General features: G+C 39.7%; 16 protein-coding genes. 8 read left to right on the plus strand and 8 right to left on the minus strand.

The genetic code is table 11. The annotated features are described in order from the left end of the window. Nucleotides 1-14 precede the first annotated feature (14 nt). The 7 genes from mfd to pth all read left to right on the plus strand — a co-directional run bounded on the left by mfd (nucleotide 15) and on the right by pth (nucleotide 8,847). Nucleotides 15-3,383, plus strand: a complete 3,369-nt coding sequence (mfd, locus tag B7E04_RS05050; RefSeq protein ID WP_080777655.1) for a transcription-repair coupling factor — start codon at nucleotides 15-17, stop codon at nucleotides 3,381-3,383. Nucleotides 3,384-3,705: 322 nt separating this feature from the next. Then, the gene (locus B7E04_RS05055) at nucleotides 3,706-4,560 is read left to right on the plus strand and encodes a hypothetical protein (protein ID WP_228439822.1); all 855 of its coding nucleotides are present in this window, start codon (nucleotides 3,706-3,708) and stop codon (nucleotides 4,558-4,560) included. A gap of 3 nt (nucleotides 4,561-4,563) precedes the next feature. Further along, the gene (locus B7E04_RS05060) at nucleotides 4,564-5,379 is read left to right on the plus strand and encodes a hypothetical protein (RefSeq protein ID WP_080777656.1); all 816 of its coding nucleotides are present in this window, start codon (nucleotides 4,564-4,566) and stop codon (nucleotides 5,377-5,379) included. 7 nt (nucleotides 5,380-5,386) lie between these two features. Then, nucleotides 5,387-6,130, plus strand: coding sequence for a hypothetical protein (locus B7E04_RS05065; RefSeq protein WP_080777657.1), 744 nt, complete (start codon nucleotides 5,387-5,389; stop codon nucleotides 6,128-6,130). Between the two features lie 152 nt (nucleotides 6,131-6,282). After that, on the plus strand, nucleotides 6,283-7,155 hold the full coding sequence (locus B7E04_RS05070) for a hypothetical protein (protein WP_080777658.1): 873 nt from the start codon (nucleotides 6,283-6,285) through the stop codon (nucleotides 7,153-7,155). 99 nt (nucleotides 7,156-7,254) lie between these two features. Further along, the gene (locus tag B7E04_RS05075) at nucleotides 7,255-8,199 is read left to right on the plus strand and encodes a hypothetical protein (RefSeq protein WP_080777659.1); all 945 of its coding nucleotides are present in this window, start codon (nucleotides 7,255-7,257) and stop codon (nucleotides 8,197-8,199) included. A gap of 84 nt (nucleotides 8,200-8,283) precedes the next feature. Next, the gene (gene pth, locus B7E04_RS05080) at nucleotides 8,284-8,847 is read left to right on the plus strand and encodes an aminoacyl-tRNA hydrolase (protein WP_080777660.1); all 564 of its coding nucleotides are present in this window, start codon (nucleotides 8,284-8,286) and stop codon (nucleotides 8,845-8,847) included. A gap of 382 nt (nucleotides 8,848-9,229) precedes the next feature. Here pth and B7E04_RS05085 read toward each other — a convergent pair whose 3' ends face one another. From B7E04_RS05085 to B7E04_RS05100, 4 genes are all read right to left on the minus strand, one after another. Beyond that, complete coding sequence (locus B7E04_RS05085; protein ID WP_080777661.1) at nucleotides 9,230-9,865, minus strand: carbonic anhydrase; 636 nt, start codon at nucleotides 9,863-9,865, stop codon at nucleotides 9,230-9,232. A gap of 44 nt (nucleotides 9,866-9,909) precedes the next feature. Beyond that, the gene (locus tag B7E04_RS05090) at nucleotides 9,910-11,502 is read right to left on the minus strand and encodes a SulP family inorganic anion transporter (protein WP_080777662.1); all 1,593 of its coding nucleotides are present in this window, start codon (nucleotides 11,500-11,502) and stop codon (nucleotides 9,910-9,912) included. Between the two features lie 142 nt (nucleotides 11,503-11,644). Continuing rightward, nucleotides 11,645-11,944 (minus strand): hypothetical protein, encoded by a 300-nt coding sequence (locus tag B7E04_RS05095; RefSeq protein ID WP_062651226.1) that lies wholly within the window; start codon nucleotides 11,942-11,944, stop codon nucleotides 11,645-11,647. Between the two features lie 21 nt (nucleotides 11,945-11,965). After that, nucleotides 11,966-12,634 (minus strand): carbonic anhydrase, encoded by a 669-nt coding sequence (locus B7E04_RS05100; RefSeq protein ID WP_080777663.1) that lies wholly within the window; start codon nucleotides 12,632-12,634, stop codon nucleotides 11,966-11,968. Nucleotides 12,635-13,016: 382 nt separating this feature from the next. Here B7E04_RS05100 and B7E04_RS05105 point away from each other — a divergent pair, with 382 nt between their 5' ends. Beyond that, entirely contained in the window at nucleotides 13,017-14,153 is a 1,137-nt protein-coding gene (locus tag B7E04_RS05105; RefSeq protein WP_080777664.1) for a helix-turn-helix domain-containing protein, read from the plus strand. A 108-nt stretch (nucleotides 14,154-14,261) separates the two neighbouring features. Here the strand turns inward: B7E04_RS05105 and B7E04_RS05110 are convergent, their stop codons facing one another. The 4 genes from B7E04_RS05110 to B7E04_RS05125 form a co-directional block, all read right to left on the minus strand. Next, nucleotides 14,262-19,199: a T9SS type A sorting domain-containing protein gene (locus tag B7E04_RS05110; RefSeq protein WP_080777665.1), complete on the minus strand. Its 4,938-nt coding sequence runs from the start codon at nucleotides 19,197-19,199 to the stop codon at nucleotides 14,262-14,264. 427 nt (nucleotides 19,200-19,626) lie between these two features. Next, nucleotides 19,627-20,178: a serine acetyltransferase gene (locus tag B7E04_RS05115; RefSeq protein WP_080777666.1), complete on the minus strand. Its 552-nt coding sequence runs from the start codon at nucleotides 20,176-20,178 to the stop codon at nucleotides 19,627-19,629. Between the two features lie 13 nt (nucleotides 20,179-20,191). Then, nucleotides 20,192-21,343, minus strand: coding sequence for a glycosyltransferase (locus B7E04_RS05120; protein ID WP_080777667.1), 1,152 nt, complete (start codon nucleotides 21,341-21,343; stop codon nucleotides 20,192-20,194). Continuing rightward, complete coding sequence (locus B7E04_RS05125; RefSeq protein ID WP_080777668.1) at nucleotides 21,344-21,907, minus strand: DapH/DapD/GlmU-related protein; 564 nt, start codon at nucleotides 21,905-21,907, stop codon at nucleotides 21,344-21,346. Nucleotides 21,908-22,128: the final 221 nt, after the last annotated feature.

Raw genomic sequence — 22,128 nt, forward strand, 5'->3', positions numbered from 1 at the left:
GACCCTTATTATTTATGCAGCTAAAACCCATTCACGAAAAATTTCTTCCCGATCTGCTACAGAAAGAATTTGGTAAAGAGATTTTCACTCAGTTAGAAAACCATCAGCATATCTCTGTAAAAGGAAGCGCAGGTTCATCGGTTTCTATTTTTGTTGCCGAGCTTTTTCTGACCCAAAAGAAAACCGTTCTATATCTTGTAGATGATAAAGAAGATGCCCTGTATGCCAATACGGAAATGGAAGATCTGCTGGGAAAAGATAAGGTGCTGTATTTCCCGGCCACTCATCTTGATCCTTATCAGGTCGAGAAAACCCAAAATGCCAATCTCGTGCTCCGTACTGAGGTTTTAAATAAAATCAATTCTGAAAAGTCACCTAAGGTTATCGTAGCCTACGCCGGGGCTTTATCAGAAAAGGTATTAAAAAAAGAAGATTTTAAGGCCATTTCGCATCATATAAAAGTTGGAGACCAGCTGGATTTTGATTTTGTAGATGAGTTACTGAACCATTATAACTTTCAGCAGACGGATTTCGTCTCTGAACCCGGGGAATTTTCGGTTCGGGGAGGAATTGTTGACGTATTTTCGTATTCTTACGAAAAACCATACCGGCTTACCTTTTTTGGAAATGAGGTAGAGGGGATCAAAACTTTTGATATCGAAACACAGCTGTCCCTGGATAAAGTGAAAGATTTTCAGTTGGTTTCCAATATGAATTTTTCAGTTACCGGAAGCAGGGTTTCCCTGTTGCAGCTCTTGCCGGAGCAGAGCTTTGTGGTTTCAAGGAACGGAGCTGTCGGAATGCAGAAAATGAATAGTTTCTATGAACGGGCACTCGTGAAATATGAGACTTTAAGTAAGGATATTGCCCACAGGACTCCTCAGGAGCTCTTTATTTCAGACCAGGACTTTTTATTTGATTTTAAAAAATTCCGGACTATAGATTTTGCAGGAATCTCTATGGAAGGGCTTAAAGGGATGAAAGAAGTAAAAGTGGAGCAGCTTCCGCAGCCATCTTTCCATAAAAATTTTGAGCTCCTGATAGAAGATCTTGAAGAAAAGCAGAATAACGGTTTTGATACCTGGATCTCATTTTCTACGGAAAAACAGAAAGAAAGGCTGGAATCTATTTTTGAAGAGCTTGAACATCAGCTTCCATTTAAAAGTTTTAAATCTGAACTGCATGAAGGATTTGTAGATAATGGGCACAAGCTTCTGGTGTACACGGATCATCAGATTTTTGACCGGTATCAGAGATATAAAGCTAAAAATACCTTTGCAAAATCCGAACAGCTTACCCTGAAAGATCTCATGTCCCTGAAAATAGGGGATTATATTGCCCATATTGATCATGGAATCGGGAAGTTCATGGGACTTGTAAAAGTGAATAATGACGGAAAGGTCCAGGAATGTTTTAAACTGACTTATAAAAACGGAGATTTATTATATGTAAGCATCCACTCACTTCATAAAATTTCAAAATATAACGGTCCGGACGGAAAAGAGGTCGTATTAAGCAAGTTGGGCTCGCCGGCGTGGAAATCATTAAAGCAGAAAACCAAAGCCAAAGTAAAACAGATTGCTTTCGATCTGATAAGGCTGTATGCGGAAAGAAAAACGGCAAAAGGCTTTTCCTACACTCCGGATTCCTATCTGCAGAATGAGCTGGAAGCCAGTTTTATTTATGAAGATACACCGGATCAGGAAAAGGCAACCATTGATGTAAAAAGGGATATGGAAGCAGATACGGTAATGGACAGACTGGTGTGCGGAGACGTAGGATTCGGGAAAACCGAAGTCGCGATACGGGCTGCATTCAAAGCGGCAACTGATGGAAAACAGGTTGCAGTATTGGTTCCTACCACTATTCTGGCGTTCCAGCATTACAGGAGTTTCAAAGAAAGACTCAAAGATTTTCCGGTCAATGTTTCTTATGTGAACAGGTTCAGGACAGCCAAACAGAAAGCAGAGGCTCTGGACGGATTGAAAAACGGGAAAGTAGATATTATCATAGGCACCCATCAGCTGGTTAGCAGCTCCGTGAAATTCAAAGATCTGGGACTGCTGATTATAGATGAAGAACATAAATTCGGGGTTTCCGTAAAAGATAAACTGAAAACCCTTAAGAATAATGTGGATACGCTCACTCTGACAGCTACGCCAATTCCGAGGACGCTTCAGTTCTCCCTGATGGCTGCAAGGAATCTTTCTGTGATCAAGACACCACCGCCAAACAGGCAGCCTGTGGATACGCAGCTGATCGGTTTTAATGAAGAGGTGCTCAGGGATGCGGTTTCCTATGAGCTTCAAAGGGATGGACAGGTTTATTTCATCAATAACAGAATTGAAAACCTTAAAGATATTGCAGGACTGATCCAGAGGCTGGTTCCTGATGCAAGAGTGATCACGGGCCACGGGCAGATGGAAGGTAAGCAGCTGGAAAAAAATGTCCTTGATTTTATGGAGGGAAAATATGACGTTCTTGTTTCTACAACCATTGTTGAAAGTGGAGTGGATGTGCCTAATGCCAACACCATATTTATCAATGATGCACAGAGATTCGGGATGGCGGACCTTCACCAGATGAGAGGAAGGGTAGGGCGAAGTAACCGGAAGGCATTCTGTTACCTGATCACGCCTCCTTACGATATGATCACTTCCGATGCCAGGAAACGTTTGGAAGCCATAGAGCAGTTCTCTGATCTTGGAAGCGGTTTCCAGATTGCGATGAAAGATCTCGAAATCCGGGGTGCGGGGGATCTTCTGGGTGCAGAGCAAAGCGGTTTCATCAACGAGATGGGCTTTGAAACGTATCAGAAACTGATGCAGGAAGCACTGGAGGAATTGAAAGATGACGCAGATTTCGAAAACTTATTTGATAATGAGGAAGACAGACAGAAGCTTTTCAAATCTGTGAAGGATGTGAATATTGATACGGATCTTGAACTCATGCTTCCGGATTTCTATATATCAAATACAGAGGAAAGACTTCTTTTATATCAGAAGATCGCAGAAATCGATAATGAAAAAGATCTCCATAAGTTTGAACTTGAACTGATCGACCGTTTTGGCGCATTGCCGAAAGAAGCTGTGAATTTATTAAAAAGTGTTGCCCTGAAATGGTTGGCTGCGGATATTGGATTCGAAAAGATTGTGATGAAAAACGGAATCTTCCTAGGCTACTTTCCGGCGAATCCTCAGGATAAATTCTATCAGACAGACCGCTTCAGGCATATCATCAGTTATTTAACCCAAAACCCGGCAGAGGCCCAGCTTAAAGAAAAGATTGGAAAGGAGGGAAATCTGCTCATGATGAGGAAAGAAAAAGTTAAAAATGTAGATGAGGTGAATGTGCTTTTGAAAACCATTATCGGACATCAATAAACATAATTAAATTACCTTTTCTGAATTGACAGTCATAAAAAAGACCTGGAATTTAATTTTCAGGTCTTTTTTTGTGCGAAAATAAGTGGACTTAAAATGAAGAAGATAAGTTTGGAAGCGGGTTTAATATATTTCGAAGTCACAGTTTAATGATAAAAAATTTTGCGGTATCGGCGGCTGTTACTAAGGTGGAATGAAGTCCGCCTTTAAAAATATGAAAAACCCGACTGACTTGTAGTAATAATTCTACTTTTTCGTACAATTAATTCTATAACGTAATTGCTTTATTTTTACCTGTTTATGGGGTTATAAATGGTTTTTTATGTTTTTAATTCATATCTTTGCAGCCCTTATTATGAAAAGAATTATCTATTGCAGCGCGGCCGGACTCTTATCGTTCAGTATTAACGCGCAGGTGGGAATTGGGACTACTTCTCCCAAGTCTACTCTCGATATAAACGGGAAGACCACCTTAAGAAAAGAACTTAGAGTAGGCGGTACCTCTGACCAGGCTGGAAATGCAGGGTTGAACGGCCAGGTTTTGGTTTCACAGGGAGAGGGTTTGCCCCCGGTCTGGAAATCATTGAACGTTTCCTTTATGGAAGAAGGCCAGTACAAACTGATCAATTCATACCTGTCATCAGACCAGACAGGCATTACGAACCTTTCAGGCGGTATTGCTGCTGATAATGTGTATATAAACAACGTGGGAGATCTTCTTACAGATACTTCGAAAGGGGTGTGGTCTAAGATCGGAGGGCTGGAGAACAATTTTATCATCAAAAACGGAAAGAACAGGCTTACCTATCAGTTTCAGACGGGTATTGAAATGAAGGCTCCCGCTGCGGGCACTTCACAGTCGGTCACTTTTACCTGCGGTGTTTTCAGAAACGGAAGGCTGGTGGCGGTACGTCCGGATAAAGTGGTATCTAACAATAACACAGAGAAGGCCGGGATCCAGGATTACATCTTTACCCTGAACTATACAGAACAGAATGTTCCGGTGGGTAACCAGAGACTTGAGGTAGCATGCAGGAAGATCAATACCTCTCATTTAAACTCACAGTTTACAATAGGAAGGAATGTTTCCGATACCAATACGGTTTCCAATGCATTTACACTAGAATCTGTGATGAAGATAGATGTTATTGAGTACGTAACTTATAAAAGCAATTAATTGATGAAAAATAAATTATCAATCCTGTTTCTGATCGCAGGATTATCTCTTTCTGCTCAGGTGGGAATAAACACTGCTACGCCAAAGGCTAATCTCGATGTCAACGGTGATGTCAATTTCAGAAATAAAATCGTGGTTCTGAATGTAGCAGACAACACCCTTTTCCAGGGGAATAATGACCAGATCCTTGTTTCGCAGGGAGAAGGCTATCCACCGATATGGAAGTCACTGCGTATCCCTGAGTATGAGCCGAATAAGTTTTATCTGATCTTCAACAACTCTTTTTCAGACAGAACGGGAGTGAAGTTTACCAACAGCGAACACTCTACCATTACTGCTAAAAATACAGCTTTTACAAGGGGAGCTGATATTTCCACTCTTCCGGGATTCAAAAAAATTGCAGGTCTTTCACAGCCTATCAGCGTATTCAGTGACAACAGTAAAACCTATTTTCAGTTTGAAACTGTAGTGCAGGCTAATCTTCCTTCAAATGGAACAACAGATATTTCTATTGACTATGCCTGCGGTATTTTTGTAGATAACAAGCTGGTTAATCTAAGACAGAGAAATTTAAAGGCAAGTAGTGCATCAAGTACATTTATTACTCATAACCAGATCGGGGTGGTTTCCAATCTTTCCAAAGGTCAGCATAATGTGAGTGTTGCCTGCTCAAGACTGGCCTCATACAGAACAGAAAGTAATGTTGTGCTGGCTATCGGAATCAATGCCGATACGAACATTAACAGTTTTATTTCCCAATCTTCCCTTAAGGTTGATGTGTACGAAATTCCACAGGTATTTAATCCTATCACCAATTAATCCGGACATGAAAAAAATTATTATTATAAAATCTTTGTTACTGACAGTGCTGGCTAATGCACAGGTGGGTATCAACACACCTAATCCCGTTAATATGCTTGATGTGAATGGGGACGTGAACGTAAGAAAAGAAATCAGAACCGGAGGAACCAATCTTCTTAAGGGATCTGCGGGAGCTGCAGGAACCATGTTGCATAACAATTCTGAATTGAATGTGAATGACTGGAAGAGTGTGAGAATTGCAGACGGCCAGGGAAGTATGTCTGTATTCTCCCTGAATACCGTATCCGACCAAACGGGAGCCGTTTTTAATACTCCCAACGGACTCACGGATCCTTACACGGAAGGGACAACCATAAGCAATGCGTGGACCGTTCTGCCGGGAACCAATGATACATTTTCCATCACGAATGGAGTGAATAAGGTAGTTTTTACTTTTCAGACAACTGCACAGAAAACCGGAAACGGTAATTCCTCTTCGGGTTTTGCGTGCGGTATTTTTGTAGATAATACGCTAAGGGCGGTAAGAACAGATGTTTTAATAGGTTCGGAAGGAAGTTATAAAATTTTTAACCTTAATGCCACACTGGTAAATCTAAACCCCAAGAATAATTATACGGTAAAGGTAGCCTGCACCAAAAGAAACCTGAATTCAGGGAAACTGGGAATAGGGACTGCTGTCAATGCAACTTATCTGAACAGTGAAATGTCCCAGTCTGTTTTAACCACGTCTGTCCTTCAGCCATATTGATTTTGAAACAAAAAGATGTTCACAGACCTAAAAGCTTGCTGTTTTTAGGTTTTTTTTGTAAAAAGAAACAGATTATTGTTGATTTGTTGGATAAATGAATGTTTTCATCGAAAAAATGAATTATATTTGTAAACTCACTAAAATATTTTTTCATGGGAAAAAACTATCTTTTTAAAATCGTGGCCGGAGTATTTTTCGGACTTATGGTTTCATGTGACAATTCTTCTTCAGACCAATTTGAACCCAGCGCCAATGATGGCGGTAATGGTACTACAACACCCCCACCTGCGAGAGTTCTTGAAAAAATTACCCTGAATGGTACAGTTCAGGAAGAATATACCATGGATGGCAAAGTGTTTCAGAAAGGGATGCTGAGGGATGCAGGAACTGCTAATTATTACACAGGTACGGTAACCTACATCAATGAAAAAATAGCCAAAATAAAATTTATAGGAAGCATTACAGGCAGTATCGCTTATGATTTCAGCGTAAGTGAGGACAGCAAAGGTAATGTATACAGTGCCACCTGTACAGCAACGGCAACAGATCCCCTGAATTCCTTCATCAGTGATTATACATTCACCTATGATGCAACGGGAAAAAAACTGGTGAAAATTTTAGAAAAAAGAAAAGTAGCAGGAAATACGGCCTACAGCCAGTTTACTGAAAGTACTTTTACCTATAACGGAAATAATATTTTTAAGGCAGACTGCGCCAGAGGAACACTTACAGGAACAGGAGCCCCAAATATGGCAACGGCCAAGCTGACGACGTACAGCTACCAGAACTATGATTCTAAAATAAGTCCGTTCTCTACACTTCCAAAAACGTTTTTCACCGCATGGAGCTTATTGCGTCCTGAGAATTTCTACAGAATTTCTCCCAATAATCCTACATCGGTATATGTAATGCCTCCTGCACCGGCTGCCGGAGTAAATACGCCGATGACCTATCTATATGATGCGTTCAACTATCCGGTTTCGGATAAGGATCAGGCGCTTAAATATGTGTACAGAAATCTATAAACCGTATTTTGATTAACGGTTTTACCGGAATAAAAATAAAAATATAGCTTTTATTCAGAAAAAAGTTATATTTGTCAAAAAATAAACAATTACCTGGAAATGAAACGACTTTTCTACTTTATTTTATTAATAGCAGGGCTTTCTTCAATACATTCGTGTAAGGATATGTTGGATGATGACGGAGATCCACTATTGGATCTTAATGAAACAGAGGGTTTAATAGGCCCGAGAGCATTGTACAGAGAAATTACAGATAAAGATACATTAGCAGAATATCATTACAGCGGGCTTTTGGTAACAAAAGTACTGACTCCTAAAGGATCCGTGACTGATATCTCCTATAGTGGTAATACAGTAAGTGAAGTTAATTTTAAAGGATTCCTTGACTTAGACGGGGACGGAACAATAGACGAAGACAGCGTTACCTATACACAACTGTTTACATACGGTCCAAACGGGAGACTGGATAAAGTTTCTGAAAACCGTTCAATCTTCAGAAGAACTCCACCGGTACCTCCGGCTACTACGCCTGGTCCTTTTGCTCTGCTTAGAAAAGCAAAATCATTGTATGAATTAACATATGACGCTTCTACTGCAAAAATGAGTTCCGTTATTATGCGAAACGGGCCTGATGTTTCAGGGACCCCGTTTGCCTTTACGGATTATTCCAAGTCACAATATACTTACTTAGGCGATAATGTTTCTAAAGTAATAAGAGAATACGGAACCGTAACAGGACCTGTAAACGCCCCTGTATATGGAAGACCTACCACAAGGCTGGCATACGATTTCTATGAATATGATACTTCGATCAGTCCGTTTACACTGCTTCCGTCGGCATATAAGATCTCAAGACTTTTCTCTACTGAATCCAATGACAGAGAGAGCCATATCTTATCTCCGAACAATCCTAAGAAAGCATCCGTAACGGATCTTGTACCTCCCATTCCGGTTCCGGTGATCAGAATAACGAATTATAACTATGATCCGCAAACGTATATGAGAAAAGGTTTTGGTATCAACTACATTTATAAGCCATTCTAAAAAGAATTTTTAAAATATACGGCCCGATCTCACAAGATTGGGCTTTTTTATTTTTTATCCCTTAATTTTGCAAAAAATTTCCCGATGAAATATCTGATAGTTGGTCTTGGAAACAAAGGTCCGGAATACGAAAACACCCGTCACAATATAGGATTTAAAGTAGCAGAGAAAATAGCAGAAACGCTTGAAGCTCCATTTAACAGTACCAATTTTGGCTGGATGGCAGAAGGAAAGCATAAAGGAAGAAAGGTCTTTATCCTTAAACCGGATACCTACATGAACCTGTCCGGAAATGCTGTAAGATTCTGGATGCAGAAAGAGAATATTCCCCTGGAAAATGTACTGATCATTACTGATGATCTGGCTCTTCCGTTCGGAACACTGAGAATGAAAATGAAAGGCTCAGATGCAGGACACAACGGGCTTAAAAGCATTAATGAGATGCTGCAGACTCAAAACTATGCGAGGCTTCGTTTCGGAATCTCGGCAGACTTTTCAGAAGGTCGCCAGGTAGATTATGTATTGGGAACATGGAATGAAAAAGAGTCTGCAAAGCTTGGAGAAAGGATTGAAAAATTCTCGAAAGCCAGTCTTTCCTTTGTGTTTGCGGGGATCGGTAATACCATGTCTGTCTTCAATGGAAAATAAAATAAGAGCCTGTTTAAATTTTTTAACAGACATTCTTTAACATTAAGAAGTTAAGATTTTAAGGGGCTTTTACTTAAAAACCTTAATAAAAATCAATTCATTGATTTCTTAATTATTTATATCACAAATTTTCTTAAATCCTTAATGTTGAAAATAAGAATAAACTTCGTTTATTTAGATTAAGAAAATTAAGGATACAAAATTTAAACAGGCTCTAAAAGTGTACCTAAAATCAATGGTTAATTATCCTGATCGTTTATAAAACAAAATAAAGACCACCGGATTTTCCGGTGGTCTTGTTGTATACTTTAAAAATCAATTTCCAATCTAACTATAATATGATTTTTAGGTATGTGTAATAAAAATGTACTGATTCTAACGCTTACAACCAGGTTACCATTCCGGTTTCAACATCGTAGTTGGCCCCGACTATCTTGATTTTTCCTTCATCTTCAAGATTTTTAAGCGTTGAGCTTTGAAGACGGATATCTTCGATGGCACTTTTTACGTTTTGCTGATTTAATCTTTCCAGAAGCGCTCCGTTTTTTGATGAACGCTCTTCACCTTCTTCAATGATTTCATTGATGATTGGATCAAAATGATTGATCAGGTGGTTCAGGTTATCCATCCCCATTCCCTGGATCTGTGCTGCATCCAGGCCTCCTTTTAAGGCTCCGCATTTAGTATGTCCTAATACTACAACAAGCTTGGAACCGGCCACATTACAGCCAAATTCCATAGATCCTAAAATATCCTGATTGATAAAGTTACCGGCAATTCTGATACTGAAAATATCTCCTAAACCCTGGTCAAAGATCAGTTCTGCAGAAGTACGGCTGTCTATACAGCTTAACACCACTGCAAAAGGCCATTGACCTTCACGTGTGGCATTAACCTGCTCCAAAAGATCCCTGTTGGCCTTTAGATTATTGACAAATCTCTGGTTTCCGTCTTTTAAAAAATCCAATGCTTTTTCAGGCGTAATGGTAGATTGAGTTTCGTGTGTATGTGCTTTCATATGATTGTTTATTCTTTTCTTAAATTTAAAAATTATTAATGAGCTTACATCGCTCTTCTGTGTGTAATCAGAATGTGGGAATCTTCATCGGTTTCATAATCTTTGTATGAAGTTTTAAAGCCCAACAGTTCCACATTAATGTCTTCTTCTTTTGCCCTGATGTTGGCGAAATCCTGGATCATCTCCAGAACGTCCGTCGCAATATACGACGTTCCCCTTGCATCAATGGTCACGGTAGAATTGGACTTGATGTTTTTTAATGTCTTTTTAATGGCTGCCTTATTCAGGAAAGAAACTTCCTCGGCAAGCTTGATATTGATTCCGTCTGCATCATCCAGCTTTTCCCTGCTCAGATAATAGGCACGTTTCATATTTCCCTGAAGGATATAGAATACGGAAATAGCCAGACCAATACCTACTCCTTTTAGAAGGTCAGTCGCTACTACTGCCGCTACCGTTGCTACAAACGGGATGAACTGGAATTTACCCAAATGCCAGAAATGTTTGAACGTAGCAGGTTTTGCCAGTTTGTATCCTACCAGGATCAGCACAGCTGCAAGGGTGGCAAGCGGAATTAAATTAAGGATCACCGGAATACTCAGTACACATACCAGAAGCAGCACACCGTGAATCATGGCAGACAGTTTTGAAGTTGCTCCTGCGTTAGCATTGGCAGAACTTCTTACCACTACAGAGGTCATTGGTAGTCCTCCGATAAATGAACTGATGAGGTTCCCGATTCCCTGTGCCTTAAGCTCAAGATTGGTATCTGTAATTCTTCGCTGGCTGTCTAGTCTGTCCGAAGCTTCAATACAAAGAAGCGTTTCAATAGAGGCTACAATAGCAATAGTAGCTCCCACGATCCATACCTTAGGATTGGTAAATCCTGTAAAATCAGGCATGGTAATCAGGTTTTTGAAATCGCTCAGAGACTGAGGAACCGGTAGTGAAACCAAATGTTGGGTACCGATAGCCAAAGTGCTTCCGGACGCTTTAAATAATTCATTTAAAAGAATTCCTGCCACTACAGCTACCAATGCTCCGGGAAGCATCTTCATCCTTTTTAAAGCCGGAATTTTATCCCAGGCGATAAGAATACCTACCGAAACCAGTGTTACGACAATAGCTCCGGGATGTATGGCCCCGAATAATTCTGAAAAGTAGCCGAAATTTAGGCCATTGTCAAAGATAGATTCATGCCCTTCGTAATCCTTATCGAATCCCATGGCATGAGGGATCTGTTTTAAAATAATTATGATACCGATCGCGGCAAGCATTCCCTCAATAACGTTATTAGGAAAGTAATTTGAAATACTTCCGGCTCTGACAAATCCTAAAATTAACTGGATTAAACCTGCGATGATCCCTGCGCAAAGGAAAAGCTCAAAAGCTTTCAGATCTGTGATCGCCGTTAATACAATAGCAGTAAGACCTGCAGCGGGACCGGATACCGATATATTTGAATTACTGATAGATCCTACCACCAATCCCCCTACGATTCCGGCAATAACACCGGACAAAGGCGGTGCTCCTGATGCTAACGCGATTCCAAGACATAACGGAAGCGCTACTAAGAATACAACGAGTCCTGAAGGGAAATTCTCCTTGATTCCTCCTATAAATGATGTTTTTTTCATGATGTTTTTGAAAAATACTATAACTGACTGATCTATTCTTAGATAATCAATTATAAAAGATTGGAAATTTAATTTTAAAGCACGCGTATCCTATATCAGTTTTGATATGAATACTATTAAAAAATCTAACTATACTTAAAAATTAAGCTTCCGGAGGCGGAGAAAATATGGTGAGTAGAGGCGACAGATGAAAGGAATCATCTATTAATTCAAAGGTCACACCCTTAAGATCCGGTTCGGAAAACTTTACGTAATCGAATACATCCAGGGTTTTCGGAATGGTTTTTTCGTAAACAATAAAAGAGGAAGGGTGAGAATGTGGTTCTTCTTCATTGATTATTACATTGGTCCTTGCAATATCCCAGCCGGCAACCGCAGCAATGCCCGGCAGTGCTGTGAAGTTCAGGAAAAAGGTCAATACAATAATACTCCAGAATTTCATTCTCTATTTATTTTAGAAAAACTAATTTGTTTTTCTGCTCATTACCCAGTCGGAACCTGTAAGGTTGTAGATTTTCTGGATATCTTTCAGGATTTTCTCGAAATCGATTTCCAGATCAATGATCTTACCTGTTCTAAGGTCAAATACCCAACCATGTACAATAGGATATTCTTCAACAATATACCTTTCCTGTACACAGGCCATTTTGATCACGTTGATGCACTGCTCCTGAACATTCAGTTCCACAAGCCTATCATAACGTCTGCTTTCATCTTGAATGGCGTCCAGTTCAGCCTGGTGCAATCTGTAAACGTCACGGATGTTTCTCAGCCATGGATTTAATAATCCGAGATCCTGAGGAGTCATCGCCGCTTTTACGCCACCGCAGTTGTAGTGCCCGCATACGATAATGTGCTTTACTTTAAGATGTTCTACGGCATATTGAATAACAGCTGTGGAACTCATGTCTAAAGTATTGACAACATTTGCAATATTTCTGTGGACAAAAACTTCTCCGGGTTTTGCACCCATAAGCTCTTCCGCGGTAGCCCTGCTGTCTGAACACCCGATGTATAAATAATCAGGATTCTGGGTTTTCGCAAGCTCATGGAAGAATTCAGGATTGTCTGAAACTTTGGATTCTACCCATTTTCTGTTGTTTTCGAAAATAACCTCGTACGATTGTGACATAATTCTAAAAATAAAAAGTTTCTAATTATTCATTTCGTTTAAATTATTTTCAAATTCAATAGATCAAATCAATAATCATACAAAAATATAATTTTTGCCGGTAAGCCAGACACTTTTAACAAAGTTTAATATTAAAATATGCTTAAAATCATGTTTAAAAGGCCTGAAATATCCTGTTTCTGTACGAATTTGTCTGAAAAAAATGATAATTCAAACTCAAAATGGCATTATAAAATTACAAACTATAAATCATAATTAAAGATTGTGAATTAAAATATTCTTCATTTTTTATAGACCAGATGGCCGGATTAGTTGAAAATCTGTCACTTTATATCCGAAAAAATGAATAAATTAAAACCTTGATTTAAAGCCCATAGCTTATATGCATGATTCTGATTTTCAGACGTTATCTCCTTTATTTTATCTGGCAGGAATTTTTATTGCCTGCTTCTCTTCATTTCTGATCATTGGAAAACGTAAAAAGATAATGGCGGATTACCTGTTGGCAGTCTGGTTCCTCATTATAGGAATACATCTTATTTTTTTTGTATTATTTTTTTCAGGGAGGTATGTAAAGTTTCCTTATTTTCTGGGATATGAAGTTTTCCTTCCCTTCATTCATGGTCCGATGTTGTATTTATATGTACTCAGTGTAACGGGAAGAAAACTCGGCACAAAGACCTGGATCCTGCATTCGGTACCGGTGTTTATAGTTTTCCTGATCATGTCTGAACTTTTGATGAAGTCTCCCTGGGATAGGTTAATCATTTATCAGAATGGAGGTAACGAGTATAAATTACTGAGTACTATTCTCAAATATCTGATGATTTTCTCCGGAGCTCTCTACGTGGGATTAAGTCTTTTTGCGATGAGGAAATACAGGAAAGAACTTTCCGACCAATACTCGAATACTGAGAAAATGAACATGAATTGGTTATATTATCTTATCATCGGGATGGCATTGATATGGGTTGCTGTTATGATAAGAAATGATATTTTAATTTTTTCTATAGTCGTTCTTTTTATTCTGGTGGCTGCTTATTTTGGAATCAGCCGTGTTGGAATTTTAAATCTGGCTGCTGAGTCTGAAGATATTGAGGAAAAAGAGGTAATTGATAATCCTTCTGAAATTATAAAGTATCAGAAAACATCCCCCGGTGATGATGCCATACAGGAAATTTATGAAAAGCTGATGAATAAAATGGAGCAGGAAAAGCTGTACAAAGACCCGGAGTTGAGCCTGAATCATGTTGCCCAACTATTGAATGTTCATTCCAATTTACTATCCCAAACCATTAATACAGTTGAACAAAAAAACTTTTATGATTATATCAACCGGCAGAGGATTGAAGAATTCAAAAGGATAGCATGCCTCCCGGAAAATCAGAAATTCACGATCCTTTCTCTGGCTTTTGAAAGCGGGTTCAATTCTAAAACTTCGTTTAACCGGAACTTCAAAAAATATATGAATTGCTCTCCCCGGGAATTTTTACGAAGCCAGAGTATTGACCTGGAATAGACTGCTATGGGTATTCATTTAAAGCGACTTGAGCAGTTTGTAATTTTCATTTTTGCATAAAAAAAGCGGCCCCGATCGGGGCCGCCTTCATTCAATAGTAAGAGATTGTTATTCTTTAATAATCTTCACCAATGTTTCAGAATTATTGATTCTTACCAGATACATACCGGAGATTAAAGAAGAAAGATCAGTGCGGTCATTTTCAAACTTCCCTGATTTGATCATCTGCCCGGATAGGTTATAGATCTGATAATAGTAATCTTTGGATGGGTCATTTCCTTTGATATATAGCACATTTTTAACAGGATTCGGGAAGAATTCCAGTTTATTCTGAGCTACTTTTTCCTCGATCACTGTTTTAGCAAGAACAGTTTTAGCTTTGGCTAATGCGTTTGGTGGTACAGGAATCGCAAACGGCTCATATCTTCCGATTTCATTTCCGTTGGCATCATACTTAATTTCCGCACAACGGCATGACATTGCTGCCTGTGGACGGAATCCGAATGTTGGCGTTAAATAATACAGCTTGTCATTGGTACCAACCGTCTGAGTGATTACTGCATTAAACAGCATTCCCAGTGAAGAACCGCCACCGCCTTGGTTGGCAGCAGTCCAGATTCCGGATTTCATAAACGTATCCGGATTTCCTCCCAGCTTGGAAGCGTCTAAAGTGTTTCCACCGTTGAATCCTCTGATCCCATTGTTAGGGAACGTTCCGATGTTGTATTCAGGCTTGGTGAGAACAAATCCATATCGGAATGAACCGATACCTGATGCATTTCCGTACACAAAGCTTCCTACATAGTTCATTTTGTTAATGTCGTAGGCTTCATTGTTGACAAAAGTATTGTCCTTTCCGGGATCGATTCCATAAGAGGTATTGAATTTTTTATTGTAGAACCAAGGCGTATTTCCTTTTGAGATCAGGTTACCCAGAATCACTCCTGTAGAGACGCTTTCAAGGTCTACAATTCTCCAGCCTGCAGGACATGGATCGTACGCGGATTTTTCAGTAGCATGTCCCCATCTTTCCGGCATATTGCCGTTTTCATCAGAAACCCAGTCCAGCTTTGCCGCATCAGACTGATACAGATAGCTTAATGGATTGCTCACAGAATATTTCACCACTTTCTTTAGCTTATCCGCCTTTGAATCAGAAGCTGAAACATTCGCTGCTGCAGAATAGGTAGAATAAGGTTGGGTGTAATTATTCAGATAGTCCTGCTCAGGCATATTCGCTGCGTATGGGATAACGCCCGTCGTAGGATTTGCAGGATTGTTCTGTCTGTACACAAAATAATCATTGAATGGCCTTTTACCGCTCACCACATGATTGTAGAACATTCCCGGATTGTAAAATACAGGCAGCGGGTCTTTTCTTCCCCACTGGAAGTGAAGGCCACCACTGTCGTGCATCTGATCCAATCTGGCTACCGCAGCCGGGTTATTGTTATTATAAGAACCTAAAGGTCCGGTATAAGCAGCCGTATTGTATGCATAAATATGTTCATTGATAAACGGTAGCTTTGCTCCAAGATCCCGGTCCATAAATGTGGTTTTCATAGGAACCCCTGCACTGGTCATGGGATCTACAAACTGATCATTGGCAGGAATGACTCCTCCGTTACCGGCATTTTCCGGATCGTACGTATAAGTTTCGATAACAGATTTCGGTGCCCAGATGTGCCAACTCCAAACCACCGGATCATTATGCTTATTGGCTGTCCACGTACCGCTTCCTACATGCAATGCTACTACTGCATTTCCGGTTATGTTAGGGTTTAAAGTAACTTTTAAAACCGCAGTGTCTATAGAACCGTCTACAATTTCCATTTTTTGGATCAGGTTCGTATTATTGGTCCATACTACTGACGAAGATTTAGTACTTTCGGCAGGGAAAGAAAAGTCTGTACTTAAATGAAGCTTGTGCATTGCATACGCCTTTCTCAAAGGGATTTCAATGATCCGGTCATTATCTTTGTTGGGATCAATAGTGTTTCCGTTCGGATTAGGAGTTACCAGTGTCGCATTGGTATATTCTACGTAGCTGTTGGGTAATTTAGTCCATGATTTTAAAGTTTCGGTAGAATAAGCTTCAGCAGTAGAAGCCACAAACTCAGTTTCAAATGCCTGAGGCATAGAAGCTGCGTTTGGATCGTAGATACAACGTACACCACCGCTGCCTGTATAGGCGCTGCTTGAGAACCTGTGCCATCCCGGTCTTGGTTTTGAACCGCTTAACGGATCTGAAATTAAAGCCAGACCTGCTGCTCCAAAAGAAGGATAACGTACCTGGTTGATCATTTCAGAAGCGGTCATGAATGTAGAAGTCATTAATCCGCCATCTGCACTCTGGTCCTGGAAATTCATCACCGGAACGACCCAGCCGGCTCCGTATTTTAGCGGACCTGTTGCATTGGGATACCCTTCATAATTACCGTTGATAGGAAATTTACCTAAATTCATTCCGGAAACTCCCGAGAAATCAAATCCGAACTGAGGATATACTTTTATACCCGGATAGTCAGGATTTAATGTAGTAGCGTTAAATTCCGGATCAACTGTATTTCCGGTATGTTTTCCCCATGGGCTGTATCTGTTTTCATCCGGCATTGGTGTGCTGGAATTTCTTCCTCCTGAAAAATAGTTGGAAGGAACTCTCCAGTTACATGGACAAGGGTCATAAGGAGATTTCAGGGCATATCTTGTACTTGCTTCACCCACTACAGGATCATCTATGTCAGAATAATTTCCCTGACGCGTGTCTCCCCAAAGGTCCCAGGCGATGATGTTTTCGCGGTAAGGGGGAACAAACTTTTTGTACTTTTCCTTTGAAAACCATGTGGTGATTCCCACCTGCGTCCACGTATCATTGCTGTTTTGTCTTAAGAAATCTTCACCGTCATTAAGCAATGCATCTCCTTTTTTAGCCACATAAATAGGAGTTGCAATAAAACTGATCGGATTCTGGATAGAATATCTGATATTACCGTTAGGCGTATCCGTTCCGGTATTGATCTGGGCAGAATATTTATTTCCTCTGACCTTTACAAATTTAGACTGGAAAGCCGGATCTGTGTAATTCAGGTTAATTTCCCCGTTAATAGGATAAAGGCTTAAGTCTTTCAGACCAAATGCAGGGAATGGATCTTTTCTTCCCCACTGGTACTGAAGTCCGGCAGATTTATGCCATTCATTTCCGACAAAATTGGCGCTGGTGGCTCCCAGGTTTCTGTCCATCCATTTCCAGTTGGTTACGGTATTTCCGTCTTTATCTTTTTCAAAACCATGATGATAGGTGCTTCCGTTGGTTCCCGGATCATCGGTTGCCCACACATGCCACGTCCAGTAGATTTTGTCGTCTACTTTATATGAAATAACAGCATTACCTTCTTTTACTTTATTGATCATTACTTTGATCTTGGCCTCTTCTCCTGTACCTTCCAATGTAACGGATTTTATAAGGCCTGGTTCGTCTTCCCAATACAATCCTGCTTTGGCAAGACCCTGTTGAGAGATAGGTGTATAATTACCATTGTCGTCCTTCATAAATTCGCCCCCGTTGGCCCACATCTGGTAAGCTTTTTTTACAGGGATATAAAGACCGTCTACACTGGCATTATTTTTCGGATTCTTACCGGTGAAGATATAACTGTTCGGAGCTTTGGTCCAGTCTGCAAAATCTGATTCAGCTCCTGAGTTGATGGCAAAGCAGGTAACCGGACAGTCTTCTGTAGTTGGATTTCCGAAAATACCCACGTATTTTATGAATTTATTGATTTCGCTTTCAATATCCATTAAAGGTCTTGACGGGCCGTTCCATCCGGTAATTACTTTCATGTTTCTGATAGCCCCGACACCATATAACGAAGCCTGTGAAGTACTGCTTAATGAAAAGTTTTCAGAACCGGGTCCTCTCTGTTTGTTATTAAGCGGAGGGTAACCGAAATCATCGGTCGTATTATAGTTGCTTATTGCTGAAAGAGAAATATATTGTCCGTTGGCTTTATAAACCCTTAATCCTGTAACTTTACTGATGACAATAACGACCGGCTGTTGATTCGTAAAAATATCTCCCAGCTTCTCATTAATATAGTTGTAAAGATTATAATACCTGTTAAGAAGGGAATTAGGGTTAGTGAAATCCAGATATCCCCTTCCAAACGGCTCTCCACCTTCTTCAGGAGGTAAAAACCAGTTGCTGAAGTTGATGAAAAAGCTCTCATTTGAAAATTTTCCCGCAAACATATACACCGGATCATGATAAGAGAACTCAAAAGGACTGGTGTCACTATTCTGGTAAATAAATTTCTGGGAGCTTGCAATGGTTGCAAGATTGTTAGGATTTGTAATGTTCACTACCGGGGCACCGGCATTGGAATTGTCTAATGCAGCATTTCCCTGGAAAGATAATACAATGTTATCCAGTTTTCTTGCCAGATGCTGGGAAGTTACCCGGTCTTTAACCCCGGAAACCGTTCCATTTGAGTTGTATACCACTGTTCCGTCTTTTTTAGGCGTAAACAGGATGGTGTATTGGTTCTCATCCAGGTCACAGTTGGCATAAGTATAATTTGATTGTTTGTAATGACTGACGGTTTTGTTCCATACAACAGAATTCCAGTTGGTAACGCTGGCATCTGAACTTAATTCGATCTTGACCGAATGTGTGTTCAGAGCTGATTGCGGCAATTCGAAATTAGCGGTAAGATCTTCATTGTAATCATAGTTTCCGGCAAAAGTTTTACACCACAGAGAAACCCAGTTATTTTGGGCATCTTTGTACTTGATGGTAACTTTTACATCTCCTGCGGTAGTTGGTTTCTGAAAGTTTCCTTTGATCACCACCAATCCCTTTTCATTCACATTTTGCGGAATGACAATAAGAGGATCGAGATCATGGATACTCGGTGGGAGAGGTGCCACATGTTTAAATCCGATACCGGTCTCATGGTGCCAGGGGACAGGTGCTGCCCCTGAATAAGCATGAGATGATGCAATACACAGTACTGCAGCAAAAATCCTGAATGTCGATTTTTTTTTCATACGTATAAAAATTAAAAGTGTTTTTTTAGAAAAAGCCGGATAGCCGTCATAAGATCCGGTAAACAGGTATGATCAGACTTAAAAAGTAGAATTCCCAATCTGGGAGTTTAAACTGAAGTTTTACCCTGATACCATATTTACGGTTTCTTACGGCTATGCCAAGACTTAAAAGATGTCTGGTTCAGTGTAAATAAAGAATGAAGCAGTATGGAACACTGCATCATGCGTGAAAAGTGAATTTTTTTTCATGTCGTGTGGTTTCAAGATTATTGTGTTGTTTTTTTATAATGATTAAAAATTTTAATTAAAAAATTGATTTTTAAAAATTATATAACAAAATTCAACAAAAAAACTTTTTCCCACAATAGAGAAATCCAATTTTTAATGAAATACAAGGGAATATCGATATAAATCTATGTCGGAAATTTCAGACTTTGTTATTGATGTAAGCTTCTGTAGCTCTTTCCGTAGAGTGGATCGTAGCCGGATTTCCCATGACCACAGAGTGGGCAGGAACATCAAAATTTACGTAGGCATTGGGTGCGATCAAAACATTGTTTCCGATAGTGATTCCGCCTACAATCACTGCATTGGCCCCGATCCATACTTCATCACCGATGGTAGGAAAGCCCTGAAGTTTTCCTCGGTTTTGCTGGCCAATGGTTACGCCCTGTGCCATATTGCAGTTTTTTCCGATTCTGGCTTTGGGGTTGATCACGAGGCTTCCCCAATGTCCCAGATAAAAACCTTCCCCGATTTCGGTCTCCGGATAAATCTGGTAGCCATATTTTATCTGGTAATGTCTAAGAACTAATTTCCAGAATATACCCAGTAAAGGCTTTCTATAATGCTTTTGTGTCTTCCTTAAAACATAAATAAAATGAAGATTGGGATTAATGCATTTTTTCCAGATCTCAAATGAGGAGAGCCATTTTCCACTTTCCCGGTAAAAATCTTTTTGTATAACCGAATAACCCATTTAAAAAAATTATTTATAGTTCATCAATGATTTCCTGAAGATGTGCTACGGATTTCTGCAGGACAAAGGGAAGATCTTTTGCTGCAATTTCGCTTTCGTAACGTGCTGTGAGCTCTCTGTCTGTGAGGAATTTTTTCATTCCCTCGTAGATCCCTTCCTCTGAGTTTGGAGTGATCAATCCTAATTTTCCATCCTGAAGAAGATCTTTTATTCCGGAAACATCCGTAGAAACTACGGGTTTGTTAAGGATCAGTGCTTCGGCAATAATGGTAGGAAAACCTTCGTGTCTGGAAGACATCACGTAGAAATCTGCCTTTTTTAAATAAGGATAGGGATTGCTTCTGAATCCAAGCATTTTCACCGTTTCCTGAAGTCCCAGTTCATTGAGCTGTGTCCGGGTTTTTTCAAAATCAAAACCATCGCCGATGATGATAATCTGGTGTTTCAGCCCTTCATTTATCAGCCTTTTATGGACGTCCAGAAGTCTGTCATATCCTTTCTGCGGATAAACAGTCCCGATACTTATGAAAGTGGGAATATCATTGGCAAAAGGATAATCATCAATGGCTGTATTCGCTTTTTTTAAGGTATCATCCTTGTCAATAGGATTAAAAATTTTAATAACAGCCTGTTTCTGCCCGTCATTTTTAGCAGCCTTCTGCATTTCCTCTTTCAGTTTGTTGGAAATCACCAGTATTCTGTCAAATTTGAACAGCTGGCTGATGACGTCTGAAGTATATTCTTTCAGGTTAAAAATGTCATTCTGGATCCAGATAATTTTTTTTGAATCTTTCTGAGGACTGGAAAGCAGTTCCCGGTACATACCATGAATGGCTGCTATTTCTACATCGTATTTTTTATTTTTTAGAATAAACTGATAGAGAAGAGCCGGAAACCACAAAAACATTTTCTGGTAAAGCACCCTGAAAGCTTTCACGGGAATTTCGTGTGGCTTGTTAGTCGTGATCATTTCTCCTTTCAGCAAATAATGGAGTTTGACCCATGACGGAACTTCTTTGATGTACATTCCGGTATAGAGATTGATCAGCAGATCGACTTCATATTTGTCTTCCGGAAGGTTTTTAAGGAAATTCACAAGAACTTTTTCTGCGCCTCCATGTCGGAGCGAGCCGATGCGGATCAGGATTTTCTTTTTTGCAGACATTTATTTTTTTACAGGTTTATAGATATGAGGAAGATTTTGGATGAGGTACTCTTCAAGTTTTCTACGGTCTGCCTCAAGCTCTAGCGGGTATACTGTGCTGTTTTCTAATAGTTTTTCTCCATACTGATCTATTGTACAGATAAATTTAGCAGGTGCGCCTGCGTAAACGCTGTTGTCTGGGACAGAGCTGCTTACAACACTTAGCGAACCAACAATACAATTGCTTCCGATGGAAACTCCCGGGAGTAAAACAGCTCCTTTTCCAATAAAAGTATTACTGCCTATTTTTATCCGGCCAAATGTTCTTCCGTTCTTATATTTTTCAATTCTTTTTGTTACACGTCCGTCTCCACCATGGTTGATAAAGGATACAGCTTCTGCAATGGTAACATTATCTCCCATTTCAATAAGAAAAGGCTCGGAGCCAAAATTGGGAATACCTTGTACATAGAGGTTATTACCAACTTTTAATCCCTTGTTGATGGCAACTTTAATGGTAACATATTTGATCATATCCTCATACAGGGAACGTACTTTTAATATGATTCTGTACAATAACATCATTGTAGTGTATTTTTTCTTTGCTTTTACAAAGAAAAAGAATTTCTATGATAAAAGTTTCCAAAATAAAATATTATTTGTCCCCAAAGGATTCTGAGGAATCCTGATCCTGAAAAAGAGTTTCCGGTATGAAACTATGATAGAATTATGAAAAGTTCATCATAAAAAAGACATTTGTGGACTGTTACATTTTGTGTATGGACTGGCTTTTGCTAGGGATTAAT

The organism is Chryseobacterium phocaeense (assembly GCF_900169075.1).
GTDB lineage: Bacteria > Bacteroidota > Bacteroidia > Flavobacteriales > Weeksellaceae > Chryseobacterium > Chryseobacterium phocaeense.

Excerpts from the sequence above, each read along its gene's own strand:
- mfd (WP_080777655.1), top strand. The coding sequence starts at position 15 with ATGCAGCTAAAACCCATTCACGAAAAATTTCTTCCCGATCTGCTACAG.
- B7E04_RS05055 (WP_228439822.1), top strand. The coding sequence starts at position 3,706 with ATGTTTTTAATTCATATCTTTGCAGCCCTTATTATGAAAAGAATTATC.
- B7E04_RS05060 (WP_080777656.1), top strand. The coding sequence starts at position 4,564 with ATGAAAAATAAATTATCAATCCTGTTTCTGATCGCAGGATTATCTCTT.
- B7E04_RS05065 (WP_080777657.1), top strand. The coding sequence starts at position 5,387 with ATGAAAAAAATTATTATTATAAAATCTTTGTTACTGACAGTGCTGGCT.
- B7E04_RS05070 (WP_080777658.1), top strand. The coding sequence starts at position 6,283 with ATGGGAAAAAACTATCTTTTTAAAATCGTGGCCGGAGTATTTTTCGGA.
- B7E04_RS05075 (WP_080777659.1), top strand. The coding sequence starts at position 7,255 with ATGAAACGACTTTTCTACTTTATTTTATTAATAGCAGGGCTTTCTTCA.
- pth (WP_080777660.1), top strand. The coding sequence starts at position 8,284 with ATGAAATATCTGATAGTTGGTCTTGGAAACAAAGGTCCGGAATACGAA.
- B7E04_RS05085 (WP_080777661.1), bottom strand. The coding sequence starts at position 9,865 with ATGAAAGCACATACACACGAAACTCAATCTACCATTACGCCTGAAAAA.
- B7E04_RS05090 (WP_080777662.1), bottom strand. The coding sequence starts at position 11,502 with ATGAAAAAAACATCATTTATAGGAGGAATCAAGGAGAATTTCCCTTCA.
- B7E04_RS05095 (WP_062651226.1), bottom strand. The coding sequence starts at position 11,944 with ATGAAATTCTGGAGTATTATTGTATTGACCTTTTTCCTGAACTTCACA.
- B7E04_RS05100 (WP_080777663.1), bottom strand. The coding sequence starts at position 12,634 with ATGTCACAATCGTACGAGGTTATTTTCGAAAACAACAGAAAATGGGTA.
- B7E04_RS05105 (WP_080777664.1), top strand. The coding sequence starts at position 13,017 with ATGCATGATTCTGATTTTCAGACGTTATCTCCTTTATTTTATCTGGCA.
- B7E04_RS05110 (WP_080777665.1), bottom strand. The coding sequence starts at position 19,199 with ATGAAAAAAAAATCGACATTCAGGATTTTTGCTGCAGTACTGTGTATT.
- B7E04_RS05115 (WP_080777666.1), bottom strand. The coding sequence starts at position 20,178 with ATGGGTTATTCGGTTATACAAAAAGATTTTTACCGGGAAAGTGGAAAA.
- B7E04_RS05120 (WP_080777667.1), bottom strand. The coding sequence starts at position 21,343 with ATGTCTGCAAAAAAGAAAATCCTGATCCGCATCGGCTCGCTCCGACAT.
- B7E04_RS05125 (WP_080777668.1), bottom strand. The coding sequence starts at position 21,907 with ATGATGTTATTGTACAGAATCATATTAAAAGTACGTTCCCTGTATGAG.